Source organism: Meiothermus sp. (genome assembly GCF_025060375.1).
In the GTDB taxonomy this organism is placed as follows: domain Bacteria; phylum Deinococcota; class Deinococci; order Deinococcales; family Thermaceae; genus Meiothermus.
Genome location: NZ_JANXCG010000052.1, coordinates 1 through 15,108, shown reverse-complemented (window position 1 = coordinate 15,108; position 15,108 = coordinate 1). Strand labels below are relative to the sequence as shown.

Annotated in this window: 13 protein-coding genes and 2 pseudogenes; 3 read left to right on the top strand and 12 right to left on the bottom strand. The window is 64.0% G+C overall.

What is annotated here, in order from left to right; translation table 11 throughout:
• Positions 1 to 487 (top strand): annotated as a pseudogene (locus NZ849_RS06595) (hypothetical protein); the annotation flags it as partial.
• 1 nt (position 488) lies between these two features.
• Here NZ849_RS06595 and lepA read toward each other — a convergent pair.
• Positions 489 to 2,288: a translation elongation factor 4 gene (lepA, locus tag NZ849_RS06590; RefSeq protein WP_295387786.1), complete on the bottom strand. Its 1,800-nt coding sequence runs from the start codon at positions 2,286 to 2,288 to the stop codon at positions 489 to 491.
• Positions 2,289 to 2,389: 101 nt separating this feature from the next.
• On the opposite strand from lepA, the gene NZ849_RS06585 reads away from it, so the two are divergent.
• Positions 2,390 to 3,229: an ABC transporter substrate-binding protein gene (locus NZ849_RS06585; protein WP_295387783.1), complete on the top strand. Its 840-nt coding sequence runs from the start codon at positions 2,390 to 2,392 to the stop codon at positions 3,227 to 3,229.
• A gap of 3 nt (positions 3,230 to 3,232) precedes the next feature.
• A complete protein-coding gene (locus tag NZ849_RS06580) occupies positions 3,233 to 3,751 on the top strand; it encodes a DinB family protein (RefSeq protein WP_295405528.1) in 519 nt (172 codons plus the stop codon).
• Between the two features lie 7 nt (positions 3,752 to 3,758).
• Here the strand turns inward: NZ849_RS06580 and galT are convergent, their stop codons facing one another.
• From galT to NZ849_RS06525, 11 genes and pseudogenes are all read right to left on the bottom strand, one after another.
• A complete protein-coding gene (gene galT, locus NZ849_RS06575) occupies positions 3,759 to 4,814 on the bottom strand; it encodes a galactose-1-phosphate uridylyltransferase (RefSeq protein WP_295387778.1) in 1,056 nt (351 codons plus the stop codon).
• Between the two features lie 9 nt (positions 4,815 to 4,823).
• Complete coding sequence (locus NZ849_RS06570; protein ID WP_295405526.1) at positions 4,824 to 6,272, bottom strand: glycoside hydrolase family 36 protein; 1,449 nt, start codon at positions 6,270 to 6,272, stop codon at positions 4,824 to 4,826.
• 4 nt (positions 6,273 to 6,276) lie between these two features.
• Entirely contained in the window at positions 6,277 to 8,217 is a 1,941-nt protein-coding gene (locus NZ849_RS06565; RefSeq protein WP_295387771.1) for a beta-galactosidase, read from the bottom strand.
• A 52-nt stretch (positions 8,218 to 8,269) separates the two neighbouring features.
• Positions 8,270 to 9,280 (bottom strand): carbohydrate ABC transporter permease, encoded by a 1,011-nt coding sequence (locus NZ849_RS06560; protein ID WP_295387768.1) that lies wholly within the window; start codon positions 9,278 to 9,280, stop codon positions 8,270 to 8,272.
• Positions 9,277 to 10,116, bottom strand: a complete 840-nt coding sequence (locus NZ849_RS06555; protein WP_295405524.1) for a carbohydrate ABC transporter permease — start codon at positions 10,114 to 10,116, stop codon at positions 9,277 to 9,279. The genes NZ849_RS06560 and NZ849_RS06555 overlap by 4 nt, the downstream gene beginning before the upstream one ends.
• A 63-nt stretch (positions 10,117 to 10,179) precedes the next feature.
• Positions 10,180 to 11,472 carry an ABC transporter substrate-binding protein gene (locus NZ849_RS06550; RefSeq protein WP_295405522.1) on the bottom strand — a complete coding sequence of 431 codons (1,293 nt, stop codon included), beginning with the start codon at positions 11,470 to 11,472 and terminating at the stop codon, positions 10,180 to 10,182.
• Positions 11,473 to 11,613: 141 nt separating this feature from the next.
• A complete protein-coding gene (locus tag NZ849_RS06545; protein ID WP_295405520.1) occupies positions 11,614 to 12,396 on the bottom strand; it encodes a DeoR/GlpR family DNA-binding transcription regulator in 783 nt (260 codons plus the stop codon).
• 43 nt (positions 12,397 to 12,439) lie between these two features.
• A complete protein-coding gene (locus NZ849_RS06540; protein WP_295387755.1) occupies positions 12,440 to 13,801 on the bottom strand; it encodes a HAMP domain-containing sensor histidine kinase in 1,362 nt (453 codons plus the stop codon).
• 11 nt (positions 13,802 to 13,812) lie between these two features.
• Positions 13,813 to 14,487, bottom strand: a complete 675-nt coding sequence (locus tag NZ849_RS06535) for a response regulator transcription factor (RefSeq protein ID WP_295387752.1) — start codon at positions 14,485 to 14,487, stop codon at positions 13,813 to 13,815.
• Positions 14,484 to 14,843, bottom strand: coding sequence for a hypothetical protein (locus NZ849_RS06530; RefSeq protein ID WP_295387749.1), 360 nt, complete (start codon positions 14,841 to 14,843; stop codon positions 14,484 to 14,486). The genes NZ849_RS06535 and NZ849_RS06530 overlap by 4 nt, the downstream gene beginning before the upstream one ends.
• Before the next feature lie 117 nt (positions 14,844 to 14,960).
• A pseudogene (locus tag NZ849_RS06525) lies at positions 14,961 to 15,108 on the bottom strand (integrase core domain-containing protein); the annotation flags it as partial.

Below are 15,108 nucleotides of genomic sequence, written 5' to 3'. Positions count from 1 at the left end.
ACCCCCCACAGCCCAAGCCGCGCCCAACCCTCCTCCCAGGAACGACCTGGGGGCGGAGTGGCAGCGGGTCATGGGGGCGCTCAAGCCCACCCTGCGGGCTTTTGTGCGGGAGGCCGAGCCCCGCCTGGAGGGTAAGCAGCTGGTGCTGGTCTTCCCCGAGCGGGCGGGCTTCCACTTCCAAGGCGCGCAGAAAAACCAGGAGGAAATCGCCAAAGTGGTGCGGGAGGTCTTGGGCGTGGAGCAGCTCGCGTTCCTGCTCAAAAAAAAAGCCCCCGATGAACCCCTAAACCCCCCGCCCCCGGTGGAGGAGCCTCCTCAAGCCGCTGGCCCGCCAGAGCTCCCCGAAGCCCAGACCACCCTTCTGGAGGACGCCCGTTTTCAGCGAATTATCCAGCTCTTCGGCGGGCGGCTTCGCCGGTTCTACCCCGAGACCCAGGAGCTCGAGGTGGCCTCCGCGGAGGCGGAGGTGGAAGGGGAGGCGGACTGAATCAGTCCCGGCCAGCCGAGAGCACCGCCAAAAAGGCCTCCTGGGGCACCTCCACCTTGCCGATGGCCTTCAGGCGCTTCTTTCCCTCCTTCTGCCTCTCCAACAGCTTCTTCTTGCGGGTTACGTCGCCCCCATAGCACTTGGCCAGCACGTCCTTGCGCAGCGCCTTTACCGTGGCCCGGGCGATGATCTTGCCCCCGATAGCGGCCTGGATGGGCACCGCAAACTGCTGCCGGGGGATCACCTCGGCGAGCTTGTCCACAATCTCCCGTGCGATGCTGTAGGCCTTCTCCTTGTGGGCGATAAAGGCCAGGGCATCCACCGGCTCCTCGTTGACCAGGATGCTCACCTTGACCAAGTCGCCTTCCCGATAGCCAATTTGCTCGTAATCCATGGAGGCATAGCCCCGGCTCAGCGACTTGAGGCGGTCGTGGAAGTCGTAGAGGATCTCCCCAAAGGGCACCTCGTAGACCAGCTCCACCCGCTTGCCCACGTAGTTCATGGCGTGCATGCGGCCCCGCTTCTCCTGCAGGAGCTGCATGATGGGGCCCACGTACTCCTCGGGGGTGTACACGGTGAGCCTCACATAGGGCTCGTAGACGGCCTCCACCCTGTCTGGGCTGGGCAGCTCGGAGGGGTTGTGGATCTCCACCTCCACGCCGTCGGTCCGGCGCACCCGGTAAATCACGCTGGGGGCAGTGGAGATGAGTTCAAGGCCGAACTCCCGCTCGAGGCGCTCCTGCACAATCTCGGCGTGCAAGAGACCCAAAAAACCGCATCGAAAGCCAAAACCCAGGGCCTCCGAGGTCTCCGGCTCAAAGAAAAGCGCGGCGTCGTTGAGCTTGAGTTTCTCCAGGGCCTCGCGCAGGCGGTTGTAATCCTGGGTGTCGGTGGGGTACAGGCCCGCAAAGACCACCGGCTTGGCTGGCTGGAAGCCCGGGTAGGGGGCGCTGCAGGGGTTCTGGGCCAGGGTGATGGTGTCGCCCACCTGGGTCTCGCCAATCTCGCGGATGGCCGCGGTGAGCCAGCCCACCTCGCCAGGACCAAGCTCGGCGACCGGCTCGAGGGCCCCCGGTCGGAAGACCCCCACCTTATCCACCGTGAACTCCTTGCCCGTCGACCAAACCCGGATGAGGTCGCCAGGGCGGAGGCGGCCGTCCATCACCCGCACATAGGGGATGACCCCCTGGTAGGCGTCGTAGATAGAGTCGAAGATCAGGGCCTGGGTGGGGTTCTCAGGGGCCCCCCTGGGGGCTGGAATGCGGGCCACGATGGCCTCTAGAATCTCGTCCACCCCCTGCCCGGTCTTGCCCGAGGCAAAGATGCACTCCTCAGCCGGAATGCCCAGAACCTCTTCCACCTCGAGGGCCACCTCCAGCGGCTGGGCCCCCGGCAGGTCAATCTTGTTGATTACCGGAATGATGGTGTGTTCGTGCTCCAGGGCCAGGTAGAAGTTGGCGATGGTCTGGGCCTCCACCCCCTGGGAAGCGTCCACCACCAGCAAAACCCCCTCCACCGCGGCCAGGGCCCGGCTCACCTCATAGCCGAAGTCCACATGACCGGGGGTGTCAATCAGGTTGAAAACGTAGGTTTCCCCCGCCTTGCTCTCGTAGAAAAGCCGCACCGCGCTGGCTTTGATGGTGATGCCGCGCTCACGCTCGAGTTCCAGGGAATCCAAAAACTGCTCCCGCATTTCCCGCTCCGAGACCGCCTTGGTCATCTGGAGAATGCGGTCGGCCAGCGTGGACTTCCCGTGGTCCACGTGAGCGATGATGGAAAAATTGCGAATCCGCTCCCGCACAGCCTACCCATTCTAGCCGACACCCACGGGGCCTCCGCCAGCGCGTTGACAGGGGCGGTGGGGTTCTGTAATGTTAGCACGACGAGGACAAGGAGGTCCGCATGAAACGCCTTGGAATCTTAGCTGTCTTGGCCCTAGCACCGCTGGCGATGGCCCAGACCAGGATTGGCAACTGCGAGGTCACCGGCCCCAAAGGGCAGTTTCCCATCCGCCCGGCCATCGCAGGGCAGCTCACGGTGCAGACCAACCTACCAGGCCCAGGCTTCTGGAACGGCGACAGCCCCGCCACCATCAAAGACGGCTTTGAGTACTGCCTAGCCGCCTATATCGCCCACCGGGCCGGCCTGGACAGGCTGGTGGTGCAGAACGTGGCCTGGGACGCTCTAATTGCCGGGCAGACCCGCAATTTCGACTTCGCCCTCTCCCAAATCACCATCACCGAGGCCCGCAAGCGGGTGGTGGACTTCTCCCGGCCCTACTTCTCCTCGGACATCGGCGTGCTGGTGCGCTCGGCCGACAAGGCCAAGTTCAACTCCCCAGCCAGCCTAAAGACCGCCCGGATTGGCGTCCAACAGGCCACCACCGCGGCCAAGTTCCTGAGCGAAACCCTGAAGCACCCCCAGAACCTGACCCGCGTCTTCCCTGATGTGGCTGGGGGCTTCACCGCGCTGCGGGCTGGGCAGATTGACGCCTTCATCATAGACACCTCCATCGTGCTCTCCGAGGCGGCCAAGTCGGGCGGGGCGCTGGTGGTGGTGGGCCAGTTCCAGACCGGCGAGAACTACGGCGCCCTTTTCACCAAGGGCAACCCCAACCGGGCCCAGGTGGACAGAATTCTGGAGGCGCTGGAGAAGGAAGGGGTGCTCAAAAAGCTGGCCCAGACCTACCTAGCCAAGGAATGGGGGATAGACCCCACCAGCGTGCCCGTCTGGAAGCCCTAGCCTATGCAACCCCCAACCCAACCTCCCCCCTTCCTGCGCGGTGAAGTTGAGGGCGTGCACTGGCTGGTCTCGGTCTGGCTTAGGAACCTGGAGGAGGTCGAGGAAACCGTTGAGAGATGGGCAACCGACCTTCCCCCTGAAGGGTTCTGGTGGGTCCCCGCGGCCCAGGCCAACCCCATCGGGGGGCTGGTGCGCCACATCGGCGGATCGTCCTACCGGCTCCTCCTGCGGGGGCTCGGGCAGGAGATTCCCGAGCCGCTGCGGCTGCGCCCGCCGGAGGAGCTGGCCCCCACCGGTGAACCCCCAGGCTTGGTGCTGGAGACCTTCGTCGCCCGGATGGGCGAAGTCAAGGCCGCCCTGCGCAGGCTGCAAGACCGGGACCTAGAGCGCCTTGTCCGGGTGGGGCCCCACGAGGTTCGGGCGGTGTATGTCCTAGACCACATCGGCGCCCACGCCCAGCACCACGCGGGCCAGATCATCACCACCCGCAAGCTCTGGAACGCCCAGAACCAGGGGGGATAGCTCCAGCTCAGGTAGGCACCTCCCGCAGGGCCAAGGCGGTCTCCTCGGGCAGGGCGTCCATGGCAAAGGTTCCAGCGGCCACCTCGGTACCGGCCAAATACTTGAGCTTGTCGGCGGTGCGTAGGGCCGGGTAGAACTCTATGTGGAAGTGGAAAACGGCCTCGGCCCCTTTGGGGGCCGCGTGCAGGGCCATCACATAGGGCATGGGCTTCTGGAAGAGGCCGTCCAGCTTTGCCACCACCTGGCCTAGGGCCTGGGCCAGGCTGCGCGTTTCCGCAGGGCTAAAGGCCCAAGGACCTGGCCGGAAGGCTCGAGGAAAAACCCAAACCTCGTAGGGGTACCGGGCAAAGGGGGGCACGCAGGCCAGGGTGTGCTCGTCCTCCCAAACAGTGTAGGGCCCCAGATGGGGCAGAAGTTCCTGGAGAACCGGACCCTTCTGGAAAGCCTCGAGCTCCTTCTGTAAAACAGGCGGCAGCCAGGGGTACGCGTATATCTGCCCGTGGGGGTGGTGAAGCGTTACACCCACAGGCTCCCCCCGGTTCTCAAAAGGCATCACAAAGCGGATGGCCTCCCGGCCGTAGAGCTCCTGGTAGCGGTCGGCCCAGACCTGAACCAGAAGCTCGCGCCGCTCCGGGCTTAGGGTGGCCAGGCTACCCGAGTCTTCTGGGGTGAAGACCACCACCTCGCAGTCACCTCGAGCGTCGCGGGTAGGAATGGGCAGCCCCAAAGGTGGCTCCCCTGCCTCCGGCGAAAGGGCCGGCCAGCGGTTTTGAAAGACCGCAACCTCAAAGTCCTCGAAGGGAATCTCGGTGGGGAAACCACCCCTTTTGCTGGGGGCCAGCGGGTCGTATTCCTTGGGAGGCAGAAAGGTACGCCCCTGACGGCTGGCCGCAAAGACCACCCACTCCTGCCGCAAAGGGTGCCAGCGGGCGTGGGAGCGGGGCTCCACAACCAGCTCGCCTTCCTCCAAAGGCGGCAGGGTATGGGGCTGCCGGCCGTAAAGGTAGAGCATCCGTCCGTCTTTTTTTCGGTACACGCGCTTGTGCAGGGTTAGCTGGGTCATGGTCTTTTCCTATAGCCAACGCGAGAAATCCACTTCGCGCCCATCTATCCTGAAGGTGTAAAGCCCGGTCTGCTCCAGGGCAGGGCGGGCCTGGAGCCAGGCCCGAAGCTGCTCCCGTTCCTCGCCATCCAACCACTCCGGCGGGTCGGAGACCGCCTTAAACTCAGCCACCAGAGCCAGGTCCTGCAGCACAGCGCGCTGCTCAGGGGTAAGCAGGTTGTAGCGGCTGCGGAAGAAGACCACGTCGGGGTCAGTGTGCACCAGGGGTTTGAGCCAGAGCCGGTGCAGGCTGGTGCGCAGGGCGTTGTAGGCGCTGGGACCGGTGGGGTCGTGGAGGTAGAGCCTGCGGTCCTCGTTGTCCCAGTAGGGGGCCACGTCCGGCCCGATCCGCAGCCCGTCCACCAACCCCAAGGAGGCCAGCACCGGCGCCCCGCAGGCCAGCAGGTAGGTGTCCTCCCCTACTGCCTCGCGAACCAGGCGCAAGGCCTCCCGGTAGGCCTCTTCGCGGCCCACCTCGAGGTGCCTCTTCCCCGGAAGGGCGGCGGCAAAGAGAAAGTCCAGCTTCAAATAGCGAAACCCCCAGCCGCGCACCGTCCGCAAAAGGCCCACCAACCAGTCCTGCACCGCCGGCAAGGTCAGGTCCAGGGCGTAGTAGCCACCCCAGTTGCTCCCCGCCAGCACCAGCTCACCTGCCTCGTCGCGTAGGAACCAGTCGGGGTGTTCCTGGTAGAGCCGGGAGCTGGGCCGGGCAATGAAGGGGGCTAGCCACAAGCCCGGCGTGAAGCCCTGGGCTTGGACCCGAAGGGCCAGGTAGTTCATGCCCGAGGGGAACTTGGCGTTGGGCTCCCAGTCGCCGATGTTCTGCTGCCAGCCGTCGTCAACCTGAAAAACCTCAAAGGGCAACCCCTGCAAACCCGCAAGGGTCTGGAGCAGCTGCGCTTCGGAGATCTGGGTGTAATAGCCGTACCAGCTGCACCACACCCGGGGTGCGGCTTGCTGGGCCCGCACCCCCAGGGTGGCGGCGAGCAGTTCGGCGTAGCGAGAAAGCACCCCCAGGGGCTCGCCGTAGGCCAAGAACCACTGAAGCTCGTGGTTGGCATAGCCTTTCAGGTACAGCCTATCGGCCTCTACCCGGGCCCCGGGGCGTAGGGCTCCCAAAAAGAGCATCCGCCCGTCGTAACCCTCCACCCCCCCAAGCCCGCTGCCGCCGTGAACAGGCGAGAGGGCATAGGCGGGGTCGTCGCACTGTGGACGCCGCTCGGGGGGCAGGATTGGCTTTGGGCTTTCCTTCAGGCTAACCCAGGCCGCCTCGCTCCAGCTATGCCAGCCGTGCTTGAAAAACAGGGTACGGCCAAAGGGATGGCCCACCTGCACAGACCTGCCTTCCAGAAGATAACCCCCCAGGGTTTCCGTCACCCGCTCGGCCTGCACCTGGAAATCATAGCCCTGTATCCGCATGCCCCTATCCCTCGAAAACGCTCAAATTATAGGGGGCCACCTCCCTGCCCCCCAGCAAGAAGCGAGCGCCCTCAGGAGCCGGCACAAGACGGGGTTCTGGGCTGTAATTGAAGGCAAAGGTCCAAGGACCCCTCCGCCGCAACCGCAAACCCTCCGGCAAGGTTTGCGGAGAGAGGCCCGCTGCTCGAGCCTGCTGGGCCAAGTAGGCCTGAAGGAGGTCCAGCTCTGGCCAAAAGGCCAGGTACCATCGGTTTCCCTCTCGGTAGATGGCCCCTTTTCCATCTGCAAAACGGGCCTCAGGTACAAGCGGGCTCTCCACCCACTCCTTCCAAACCCCCACCTTCCAGACCCTTCCATCCCACGCTAAGGCCTCCCAAAGCCCCGGCCGCAGGCTCTCCACCCGCACCACCTTGAGGGGCAATAGCTCCTGCAGAGCCCCTGGGGGTAGACTGGGGGGTATTCCCAGCGACTCGGTTTTTGAACCGCTGCGAGGACCGAGCACCAGGGGACCAGCGAAAGCCTGAAAAGCCTTCAAGGCTGCCTCCCGTACGATGGGCAGACTGGGCACCACCACCATCCGATAGGGGCTAAGGTCAGCCCCTGGAGGCACGAAGTCCACATCCAGCCCCAGCCGGCGCAGGGCCTGGTAGAAGCGCCAGACCAGGTCGCGGTACACAAACTCCTTCCCCTGGGGTTGAATGGAAAGAACCCAGTCGGCCTCGTAGTCGAAGACCAGGGCTACCGGCGCAGGACAGCTAGGAGGCAGGGAACCCAAACCTTGGAGTTCTTCAGCCACCTGCTTAGCCTCAAAAAAGCCCACATCCGGCTCAAAGTCGGGCCGGTTCAACCCAGCGTGGAACTGCTCCTGGGCTTTGGGAAACTGCCGCCAGCGGAAGTAGCTCACCACCTCAGCCCCATGGGCCAGGGCCTCCCAAGTCCATAACCGCACCATGCCGGGAGCCGGGGAGGGGTTGTGGTGGGCCCAGTTCACCGGCCCTGGCTGCTGCTCCATTACCCACCAGCGGGGCTTGACTCCCCGGTAGAGGTCGTGGTGGAAAGCGGCCATGTCGGGGTGGCCACTGCGGGCGTAGCGGACCTTCTCCTCCTCTGTGCAGGGCAGCACGTCCATATCGGTAAACCCCAGCGGGTAGCTGTCCCACCCGGCAATGTCCAGGTCCTGGGCCAGCTTGAAGTGGTCAAAGTCCGGGGTGTAACCCATGAAGTTGTGCACGATGAAACGCCCCGGCGAGTGGGCCCGCAGAATCTCCACCTGCATCCGGTTGAAGCTAGCCACTTGCTCAGAGCTGAAGCGGTAGAAGTCCAACCAGTGGGCAGGGTTGGCCTCGGTGACGGTCTGGTTGGGCAGACCGACCTCCTCAAAGCTGCGATACACCATGCTCCAAAAAACGTTGCCCCAGGCCTCGTTTAGGGCCTCGATGCTCCTGTAGCGAGCCCGAAGCCACTCCCGAAAGGCCTGCAGGTCTTCAGGGCCGTAGCTGCGGGTGGTGTCATGGCAGCCGTACTCGTTATCGGTCTGCCAGCCCGCCACGTGGGGGTTCTGGCCGTAGCGCTGAGCCAGGAGGGTCACAATGCGGCGGGCCTCCTCTCGGTAGATTCGGCTGCTGAAGCTGTAGTGGCGGCGTGAGCCGAAGCCGCGCACCCGGCCCATAGGGTCCACCGCCAGAATCTCGGGGTGGCGGTCTATGAGCCACTTGGGTGGGGTGGCGGTGGGGGTGCCCAGCACCACTTTGAGCCCAGCCTGGCCCAGGGTTTCGATGGCCTCATCCAGCCAAGTCCAGGTAAAACGGCCCGGCTCCGGCTCTATGCAGCTCCAGGCAAACTCGCCGATACGGACGTAGGTGAGGCCCAGTTCGCGCATGCGACGGGCGTCCTCGGCCCAGCGCTCACGGGGCCAGTGTTCGGGGTAGTAGCAAACGCCTAGCATCGAGCAACACTCCTATCCGGCAATGGCCGATCCTCAAAACCCGGGGTCTGGCTCAGTCCTTGACACTTCCAGCGGTGATGCCCGCGATAAAGTAGCGCTGCAAAAAGAGGAAAAGTACCAAAAAGGGTAGGGTGGTCATAACCGCCCCCACCATGATTCCGCCCCACGAAACCCGGGTTAGCCCGATGAGCGAACCCAGCGCCACCGGAGCAGTCTGCATGTTCCTGTCTGAGAGCACCAAGAGGGGCCATAGGTAGTCGTTCCAGGCATTTAGAAAGAGGATGATGGCCAAGGCAGCCATTGCCGGAAGCACCAAGGGCAGGGCAATGCGAAAGAAGATGCGCAGCTCGCTGGCCCCATCCAGGCGGGCCGCTTCCAGCAAGCTCTGGGGCAGGCTCAAAAAGTTCTGCCGCATGAAGAACACCCCCAAGCTGTTGGCCAAAGCCGGCAGGATTACCGCCCAGTAGGTGTTGGTTAGGCGAAACTCAAAGGCCATAGCCTCTCGAACGGCCGGCACCCCCCAAAGAAGGTAGGCCAGCGCCAACAAACCCCAGGCCAGCCAACCCCCCCGCCTCGCCCATAGGGGCAGCCTAACCCACGCGAGCAACAGGGCCAGGAGGCTGAAGACCCCTATTCCTACGAACACCGCCAGCAGGGTTTTGGCCTCGCGGGCCACCAGGATGAACTGGGGTATCACCACCGCGAAGTAGGGAATGGTTAGGGTAGCAATCACCAGAAAAAACAGCGCCCCCTTGCCAAAAAACTGGTAGCGGGCAAAAGCGTAGCCGGCCAGGCTGGTCAGGAAGAGGGAGAGCAGGGTGTACAACCCAGAAACCACCACGCTGTTGAAAAGGCTACGAAAGAAGTTGGTATCCGCCTGGAGGTTCTGCAGGTTGGCCCAAAACCTGTCACCGGGCAGCAAAGGGGTAGGGGTGCTGAAAATGGCCGTCTCGAGGTGGGTAGAGAAGACCAGCATCAGCCACAACGGGGCCAGCCACAAAAGGGCCAGCGGGGTTAGAAACAGGTGCAGCCCAAGGCTACGCCACCAAAGCCGCCGCTTCACGACTCCCTCCCGAAAAGCCTCAGCTGGATGATGGAAAAGGCCAGCGCCAGCAGAGTGATGACGTAGGCAATAGCCGAGGCGTACCCAAAGTTGATGTTTTGGAAACCCTGGCGGTAGAGGTAGACCCCCAAGGTGGTGGTAGCGGTACCCGGGCCACCGTTGGTGATCAGCCAAGGCTCGGTGAAAAGCTGCAGGGTACCGATGATGGAAAGCACCAGGCAGAAGAGCAGCACCGGCCTCAGGCTGGGCAGAGTGACGTACCAAAACTGCTGCCAGGGGCTTGCCCCATCCATTTCGGCCGCCTCGTAAAGCTCTTTGGGAATGTTCTGGAGGCCCGCCAGAATGATGATAGCGTTGTAGCCCGTCCAGCGCCAGGTGAGGGCCACGATGATGACCACCATAGCCCCCACGGGGTCAAATATCCAGTTAAAGTCCAGTCCCAAAGCCGCGTTTACCGCACCATTCTGATTGAAGAGCAAGCGAAACACTGCGGAATAGGCCACCGCCCCCACCACCACTGGGGCAAAAAAGGCGAAGCGGAAAAATCCGCGGGCCCTCAGCAGGCGCGAATTGAGGGCCACAGCTAGGGCCGTGGCCAGAATCAGCATCAGGGGCACTTGGACAACCAGTATCAGCAGGGTGTTGCGCAGGGCATCCCAGAAAGCCGAGTCCCGCAGGATGCGCCCCCAATTGACCCCCGGGTCCCAGACCGGGGGATACGCGCGGGTATTCTGAAACGAGAGCAGCAAGGAGTCTAGGATTGGCCAGGCCCAAAAGAGGGCGAAGACCGCCAAGTAGGGCAGCAAAAACAGGTAGGGCGTGGTTCCGGGCTTCACGTCAACTCCGGTGGGACCGAAAAGGCTGGGGGTGAGGCAACCCCCACCCCCAGGCCGTGGTGCTTATCGGGCAACGGGCAGACCAGTGGCCTGGGAAATCTGCTGGGCGGCAGCGTCAAGGGCCGCCTTAGCGCTAGGGAAGCGCCCGGCCACGTAGTCGGCCTGGGTTTTGACCATGATGGCCCGGGCCTCCTGGAAGAACTGGGTGCCCCGAGCCGCTGGAACGCTGCCCAGGGTGCCCAGAATCACCTGCCAGATGCGCTGGTTGCCCCAGTAGGGCTGGGGCTGTTGTACATAGGGGTCCCGGGTGGCCGCGAGCAGGGAGGGCACCAGGCCGTACTGCCTGAGCATGGTGATCTGCCCCTCGGTGGTGGCCAGAGCGTAGCGCACAAAGGCCCAGGCCGCCTCTTTATTGCGGGAGGAAGCTGGAATGGCTAGGGCTGAGCCGCCCAGATTGGCAGCCCGGACCCCACCCGGCCGGGAGGCCGGCATGGGGTAGACCCCCCACTTGCCGCTTTGCTCAGGAGCGTTGGAGCGGATGGTGCCCTCGTACCAGGCACCGAACATGCTGGTGGCCACGGTACCAGCTTTGATGGCCTGTATCTGCTCATTCCAACCGCCCTGGAGCACGATTCCAGCATCAATAAGCCGCTTGACCGTCTCCAAGGCGGTCACACAGCCGGGCTGGTTTACCGTAACCGCGGTGCCCTCGTTGTTGAAGTAGAAGCAGCCGTTCTGGTTGGCCAACATGCGGAACCACTCGTCGTCCTGGCCGTTGGCGATGACCCCCACCTTGACGCGGTTGTTGGTGGCAGCGGCGATCCTCTTCCCCGCAGCGATGAAGTCGTCCCAGGTGCGGATGGTGTTGGGGTTGACCCCAGCCTGACTGTAGATATCGCGGCGGTAGAACATCACCACCGGCCCGGAGTCCCAGGGAATGGCATAAATCCTATTCCCCACGGTAAGTTCGGTCCACTTGAAGGCCGGGAAAAGACCCCGCAGGGTAGAAGCCGCAGGCTGCAGGGTGTTGAGATCGGTAAAGCAGTTTGGGAAGCGAGCCCAGAAAACTTCGGCCTCATTGTTCTCTACCGAGTAAACATCGGGCAAATCGCCCCCCCCAGCCGCGCACCCAGCCAGACCGCGGTCGTAGGTGGCCTGGTTGCCCAGGTCCACCACCGTGACCTTGACATTGGGGAAAAGCCTGTTGAAACCGGGGATGTTTGCCTCCAGGGCCTTAGCAGCGATGTCCCAGCTCCACACCGTAATCTCCCCCCGCAGGTTGGGGTTCCCCTGCATCTGCTGGGCCAAGACCGAAGAAAGGGCCAAGGCCGCACCTAGCGCCAGGATTGCTCTCATCTGCTCCTCCTCGCAAGCCTTTCCCGGGGCAGCAAGGCCTAAGGGTGGCCTTTTGTGCCAGCTGGTTCCCCGTCAAAGGTTCAAAGGGGAGTCTAAGGGGGCTTCTCTTTGCTTGTCAATAGTTACAAATACTTTCGCTTTTCAGCCCCTAGGAGCCATCACCACCTCGAGCCCTCCCTCCCGCAGGCGCGCCAGGTCCTCGGCCTTGGCCTTGTGATCGGTAATCAAAAGCCGGGCTGCACGCAACGGAGCTATGCGGGCCGCCGCTACCTGCATCAGTTTGCTGTGGTCTGCAAGCACCACGGTCTCCCGGGCCGCCTCCATCATAGCCCGCTTGATCTCGGCCTCCTGCAGGTTGGTGTTGGTAAAGCCCTTTTCAGGGTGCACCCCATTGCAGCCGATAAAGGCCTTATCAGCGTTGATCTCCCGTAGGAGCAGGGTCCCGTAGGGGTTGACCAGGGAGTGCTGCAGGGGGCGCAGGGTGCCCCCGGTTACGATAACCGTGAGGCCTGGGTGGGCCTCGAGGAGAAGGGCAATGTTGAGGGCACTGGTAATCACCACCACGTTCTTTAGGTGCATCGGAAGGGCCCGGGCCAGCTCGGTGGTGGTGCTCCCCACATCCAAGATCAGGGTCTCCCCATCGCGCACCAACCCAGCCGCGTAGCGCCCGATGCTCTCCTTCTCCCGCGCATGGACCTGCCGGGTCTCCTCAAGGGGAAGCTCAAACCGCTTGGCCTCGGCGGGCACTGCGCCCCCTCGAGTGCGGCGCAACAGCCCCTGCCGCTCCAGGTATTCCAGATCAGTCCGAACCGTCACCGCCGAAACCCCAAAGCGCCGGGCCAAGGCCCCAACCTCAACCCGCCCCTCCTGGCGCAGGGTCTTCAGAATCTCCTGATGGCGCAGGGTTGCCTCAAGGGAGGGCATAGCGAAAGCATACGAAAGCACACGCAAGAAGGCAAACCGCCCCTCAATCTTCGTCCGGCAAAAGGGGTAGGAAGACGGTGAAGCGGGTTTCGCCGGGCCGGCTGGCCACCCGAATCTCCCCGCCGTGGGCTTCGGCAATCTGCTTGGCGATGGCCAGGCCCAGCCCAGTGCCCCCCTCGGGTCCCCGGGCGAACCGGGTGAAAAGCCGGGGCATTACCTCCGGCGCAATGCCCGGCCCCTGGTCTATCACCGAGAACACCGCCCAAGGCTGTCTGGGTGCCCTCATCTCGGGGGTGGAGGTGGTACGGACCTCATCGGCCGACTCGTAGGGGTCAGGGGGATGGTCGGTGGGCTCCTTCACCATCCAGACGCGCACCCGCACCTTCTCAGGGCTCCCCGCAGCCCGCACCGCGTTGGCGATGAGGTTCCGGGCCAGCTGCAGGAGGCGGTCCGGGTCCCCCAGCACCTCGGGAAACCCGGGGGGGGCCTCGAGGCGGACGCCGGGGTACTCCCCCACCGCCTGGCGCAGCAGGTCAACTAGATTGACGATGTGCGGGTTTACGCTCCGCTCAGCCTCCCCTCGAGCCAAGGCCAGCAGGTCCTGTACCATACGGGCGGTGTGAGCAGCGATTCTGCGAGCCCGCTCGAGCGTCTCGGCATCGCTGGGGTTGCGCGACAGCCGCTCCAGGTAGCCGCTCAGGGAGGTCAGGGGCGTGCGCAGCTCGTGGGATACCTCGGCCAAAAACGCCCGCTCCCGCTCCTGGGCCTCCCTCAGCTCGCGCAGAAGGTCGTTGACCTTCTCCACCATCACCCCCAGGTCGTCCTTGGGACCGGTGTAGGGGATGGGCTCGAGGTTGCGGGGCCCCCTCCGCTCCACCTCCAAGGCCGCGCGGTGCAAAGGGACCAGGGAGAGCCGGGCCGCCAGCACGATTAGAAGGGCCCCCAGGGGCAGCAAAAAAGCCATCCCCTGAACCAGGGTGTCCCGCACCGTAGCAGAGATGGCCTCAATGTAACGGGTGTCCTGGCTCACCGCCACCACCGCCCCCGGGATGGCCTGGTAGGCGGCCATAAAGTGAGGCGCGTAGTAGGGCCTGGGGTTGCTGTCCGCCGCGCGGATGTAGGCCTCGGGCACCCGGTGCTCAAGGCCATGGCCGGGGGCAACCAAAATCCCCCCATCGGCGCTGTAAAAGCTCACCACCACCGGGCCCGAGCGGGGCAGGCTAATCTCCCCCGCCCGCCCCGAGGCATACAGTTCGGCCACCTCGCTCACGTAGCGCAAGAGAATCCGCTCCACATGGCCGTAAAGCCCGATATTAATGCTGTAGAGGGCTATGCCCAAGGTCAGGGCCAGAATGAGCACCCAGAGTGCGGCGTAGGCCAGAATCAGTCGGGCGCGGAAGGACATGGCGGGCAAGCCTACTCAGCGTCGCGCTGGCGCAGGGCGTAGCCCACCCCCCGCACGGTACGCAAGTAGCCGTAGGCCCCGGCCTCGCGCAGTTTGGCCCGCAAGTTGGCGATGTGTACGTCCACCACATTGGAGTCGCGCTCGAGCTGCCGCCCCCAAAGGCGTTCTTCTATCTCCTGCCGGCTGAACACCTTGCCCGCCCGACTGGCCAAGAGGGAGAGGAGCTCAAACTCCTTGGGGGAAAGCCGGATCTCCTGTCCCTCAAAGAAGACCTGGCGCTTGGCGATGTGCACCTCCAACCCCCCCACGCTCACCTGTTCTCCACCCTCGCGGTGGCGAAGCTGCACCTGGATGCGGGCCAGCAGCTCAGCGGGATGGAAGGGCTTGACGATGTAGTCGTCGGCCCCATCGGAGAGCAGGCTCACCTTCCGCTCCACAGCATCGGCCGCGGTCAGAACAATGATGGGCACATCGTAGCCGGCCCGGATGCGGCGGGCTACCTCGCCGCCGTCCAGGTCGGGCAGGCCCAGGTCGAGGATGACCAGGTCCGGCACCGCCTCCCGAAGGCGAACCAGACCGGACATCCCCCCAGGCGCCCAGTCCACAGCAAAACCGGCCTCACCTAGCTCGAGCTGCAGGAGGTGGGCAATCTCTGGGTCGTCCTCTATCAGGAGTATGCGCTTCATCGAACCTCCGGCAAGACCCGCCCGTTGGGCAGGTTTAGGCGGTATGTGCGGGAGAGGAGTTCGCCTAGGCTGATCCGCTCGCCTTGGACTAGGAGGACCACATCCCCACTGGGCGTCGTAATCCCATTGTAAGGCGGGCGGTACCCTCCATCCACACGGAAGAGCACCCGTACCTCGCGGTTGGCCGGGGCGGCCAGCTTGCTCTGCAGGACCAGGTTGCGCTGCTCCACCTGCCAGACCACATATACCGTAAGCAGGTCAGGGGACACCACGCGGATCTCGCTTCCGTGGGGAATCTGGGGCAGGTTCGGTAGGGGCGATAACGCCAACACAAAGGCCAGCACCAGACTCCGCATCCTCCCCTCACTATGCAGGGCCGCCCGGACAGACCCATGGGACTCCAGTAAAGGGCATTTTAACGTAACGCGGAGCGGGCACGGCCAGCTATAATACCAGCCACCTTGGCCTCCATGCTAGTTCGTGTAGTCGGTCAACACATTTGAGACTCTGTGGGGACCGCCTCTCCCCGTATTCTAGCCAGGTACTCTAAAGGGGCCAGGCCCCCCAAGGCCCGGTGGGGTCGCCGGCGGTTGTAGTGGTCCAGGTAGGCGTCAAGCTCCC

Bases quoted from the DNA above. Each gene is read 5' to 3' on its own strand.
- galT (WP_295387778.1), bottom strand. From the start codon at position 4,814: ATGACCCAGCTAACCCTGCACAAGCGCGTGTACCGAAAAAAAGACGGA.
- NZ849_RS06570 (WP_295405526.1), bottom strand. From the start codon at position 6,272: ATGCGGATACAGGGCTATGATTTCCAGGTGCAGGCCGAGCGGGTGACG.
- NZ849_RS06540 (WP_295387755.1), bottom strand. From the start codon at position 13,801: ATGTCCTTCCGCGCCCGACTGATTCTGGCCTACGCCGCACTCTGGGTG.
- NZ849_RS06550 (WP_295405522.1), bottom strand. From the start codon at position 11,472: ATGAGAGCAATCCTGGCGCTAGGTGCGGCCTTGGCCCTTTCTTCGGTC.
- NZ849_RS06535 (WP_295387752.1), bottom strand. From the start codon at position 14,487: ATGAAGCGCATACTCCTGATAGAGGACGACCCAGAGATTGCCCACCTC.
- NZ849_RS06580 (WP_295405528.1), top strand. From the start codon at position 3,233: ATGCAACCCCCAACCCAACCTCCCCCCTTCCTGCGCGGTGAAGTTGAG.
- NZ849_RS06565 (WP_295387771.1), bottom strand. From the start codon at position 8,217: ATGCTAGGCGTTTGCTACTACCCCGAACACTGGCCCCGTGAGCGCTGG.
- NZ849_RS06545 (WP_295405520.1), bottom strand. From the start codon at position 12,396: ATGCCCTCCCTTGAGGCAACCCTGCGCCATCAGGAGATTCTGAAGACC.
- NZ849_RS06530 (WP_295387749.1), bottom strand. From the start codon at position 14,843: ATGCGGAGTCTGGTGCTGGCCTTTGTGTTGGCGTTATCGCCCCTACCG.
- NZ849_RS06585 (WP_295387783.1), top strand. From the start codon at position 2,390: ATGAAACGCCTTGGAATCTTAGCTGTCTTGGCCCTAGCACCGCTGGCG.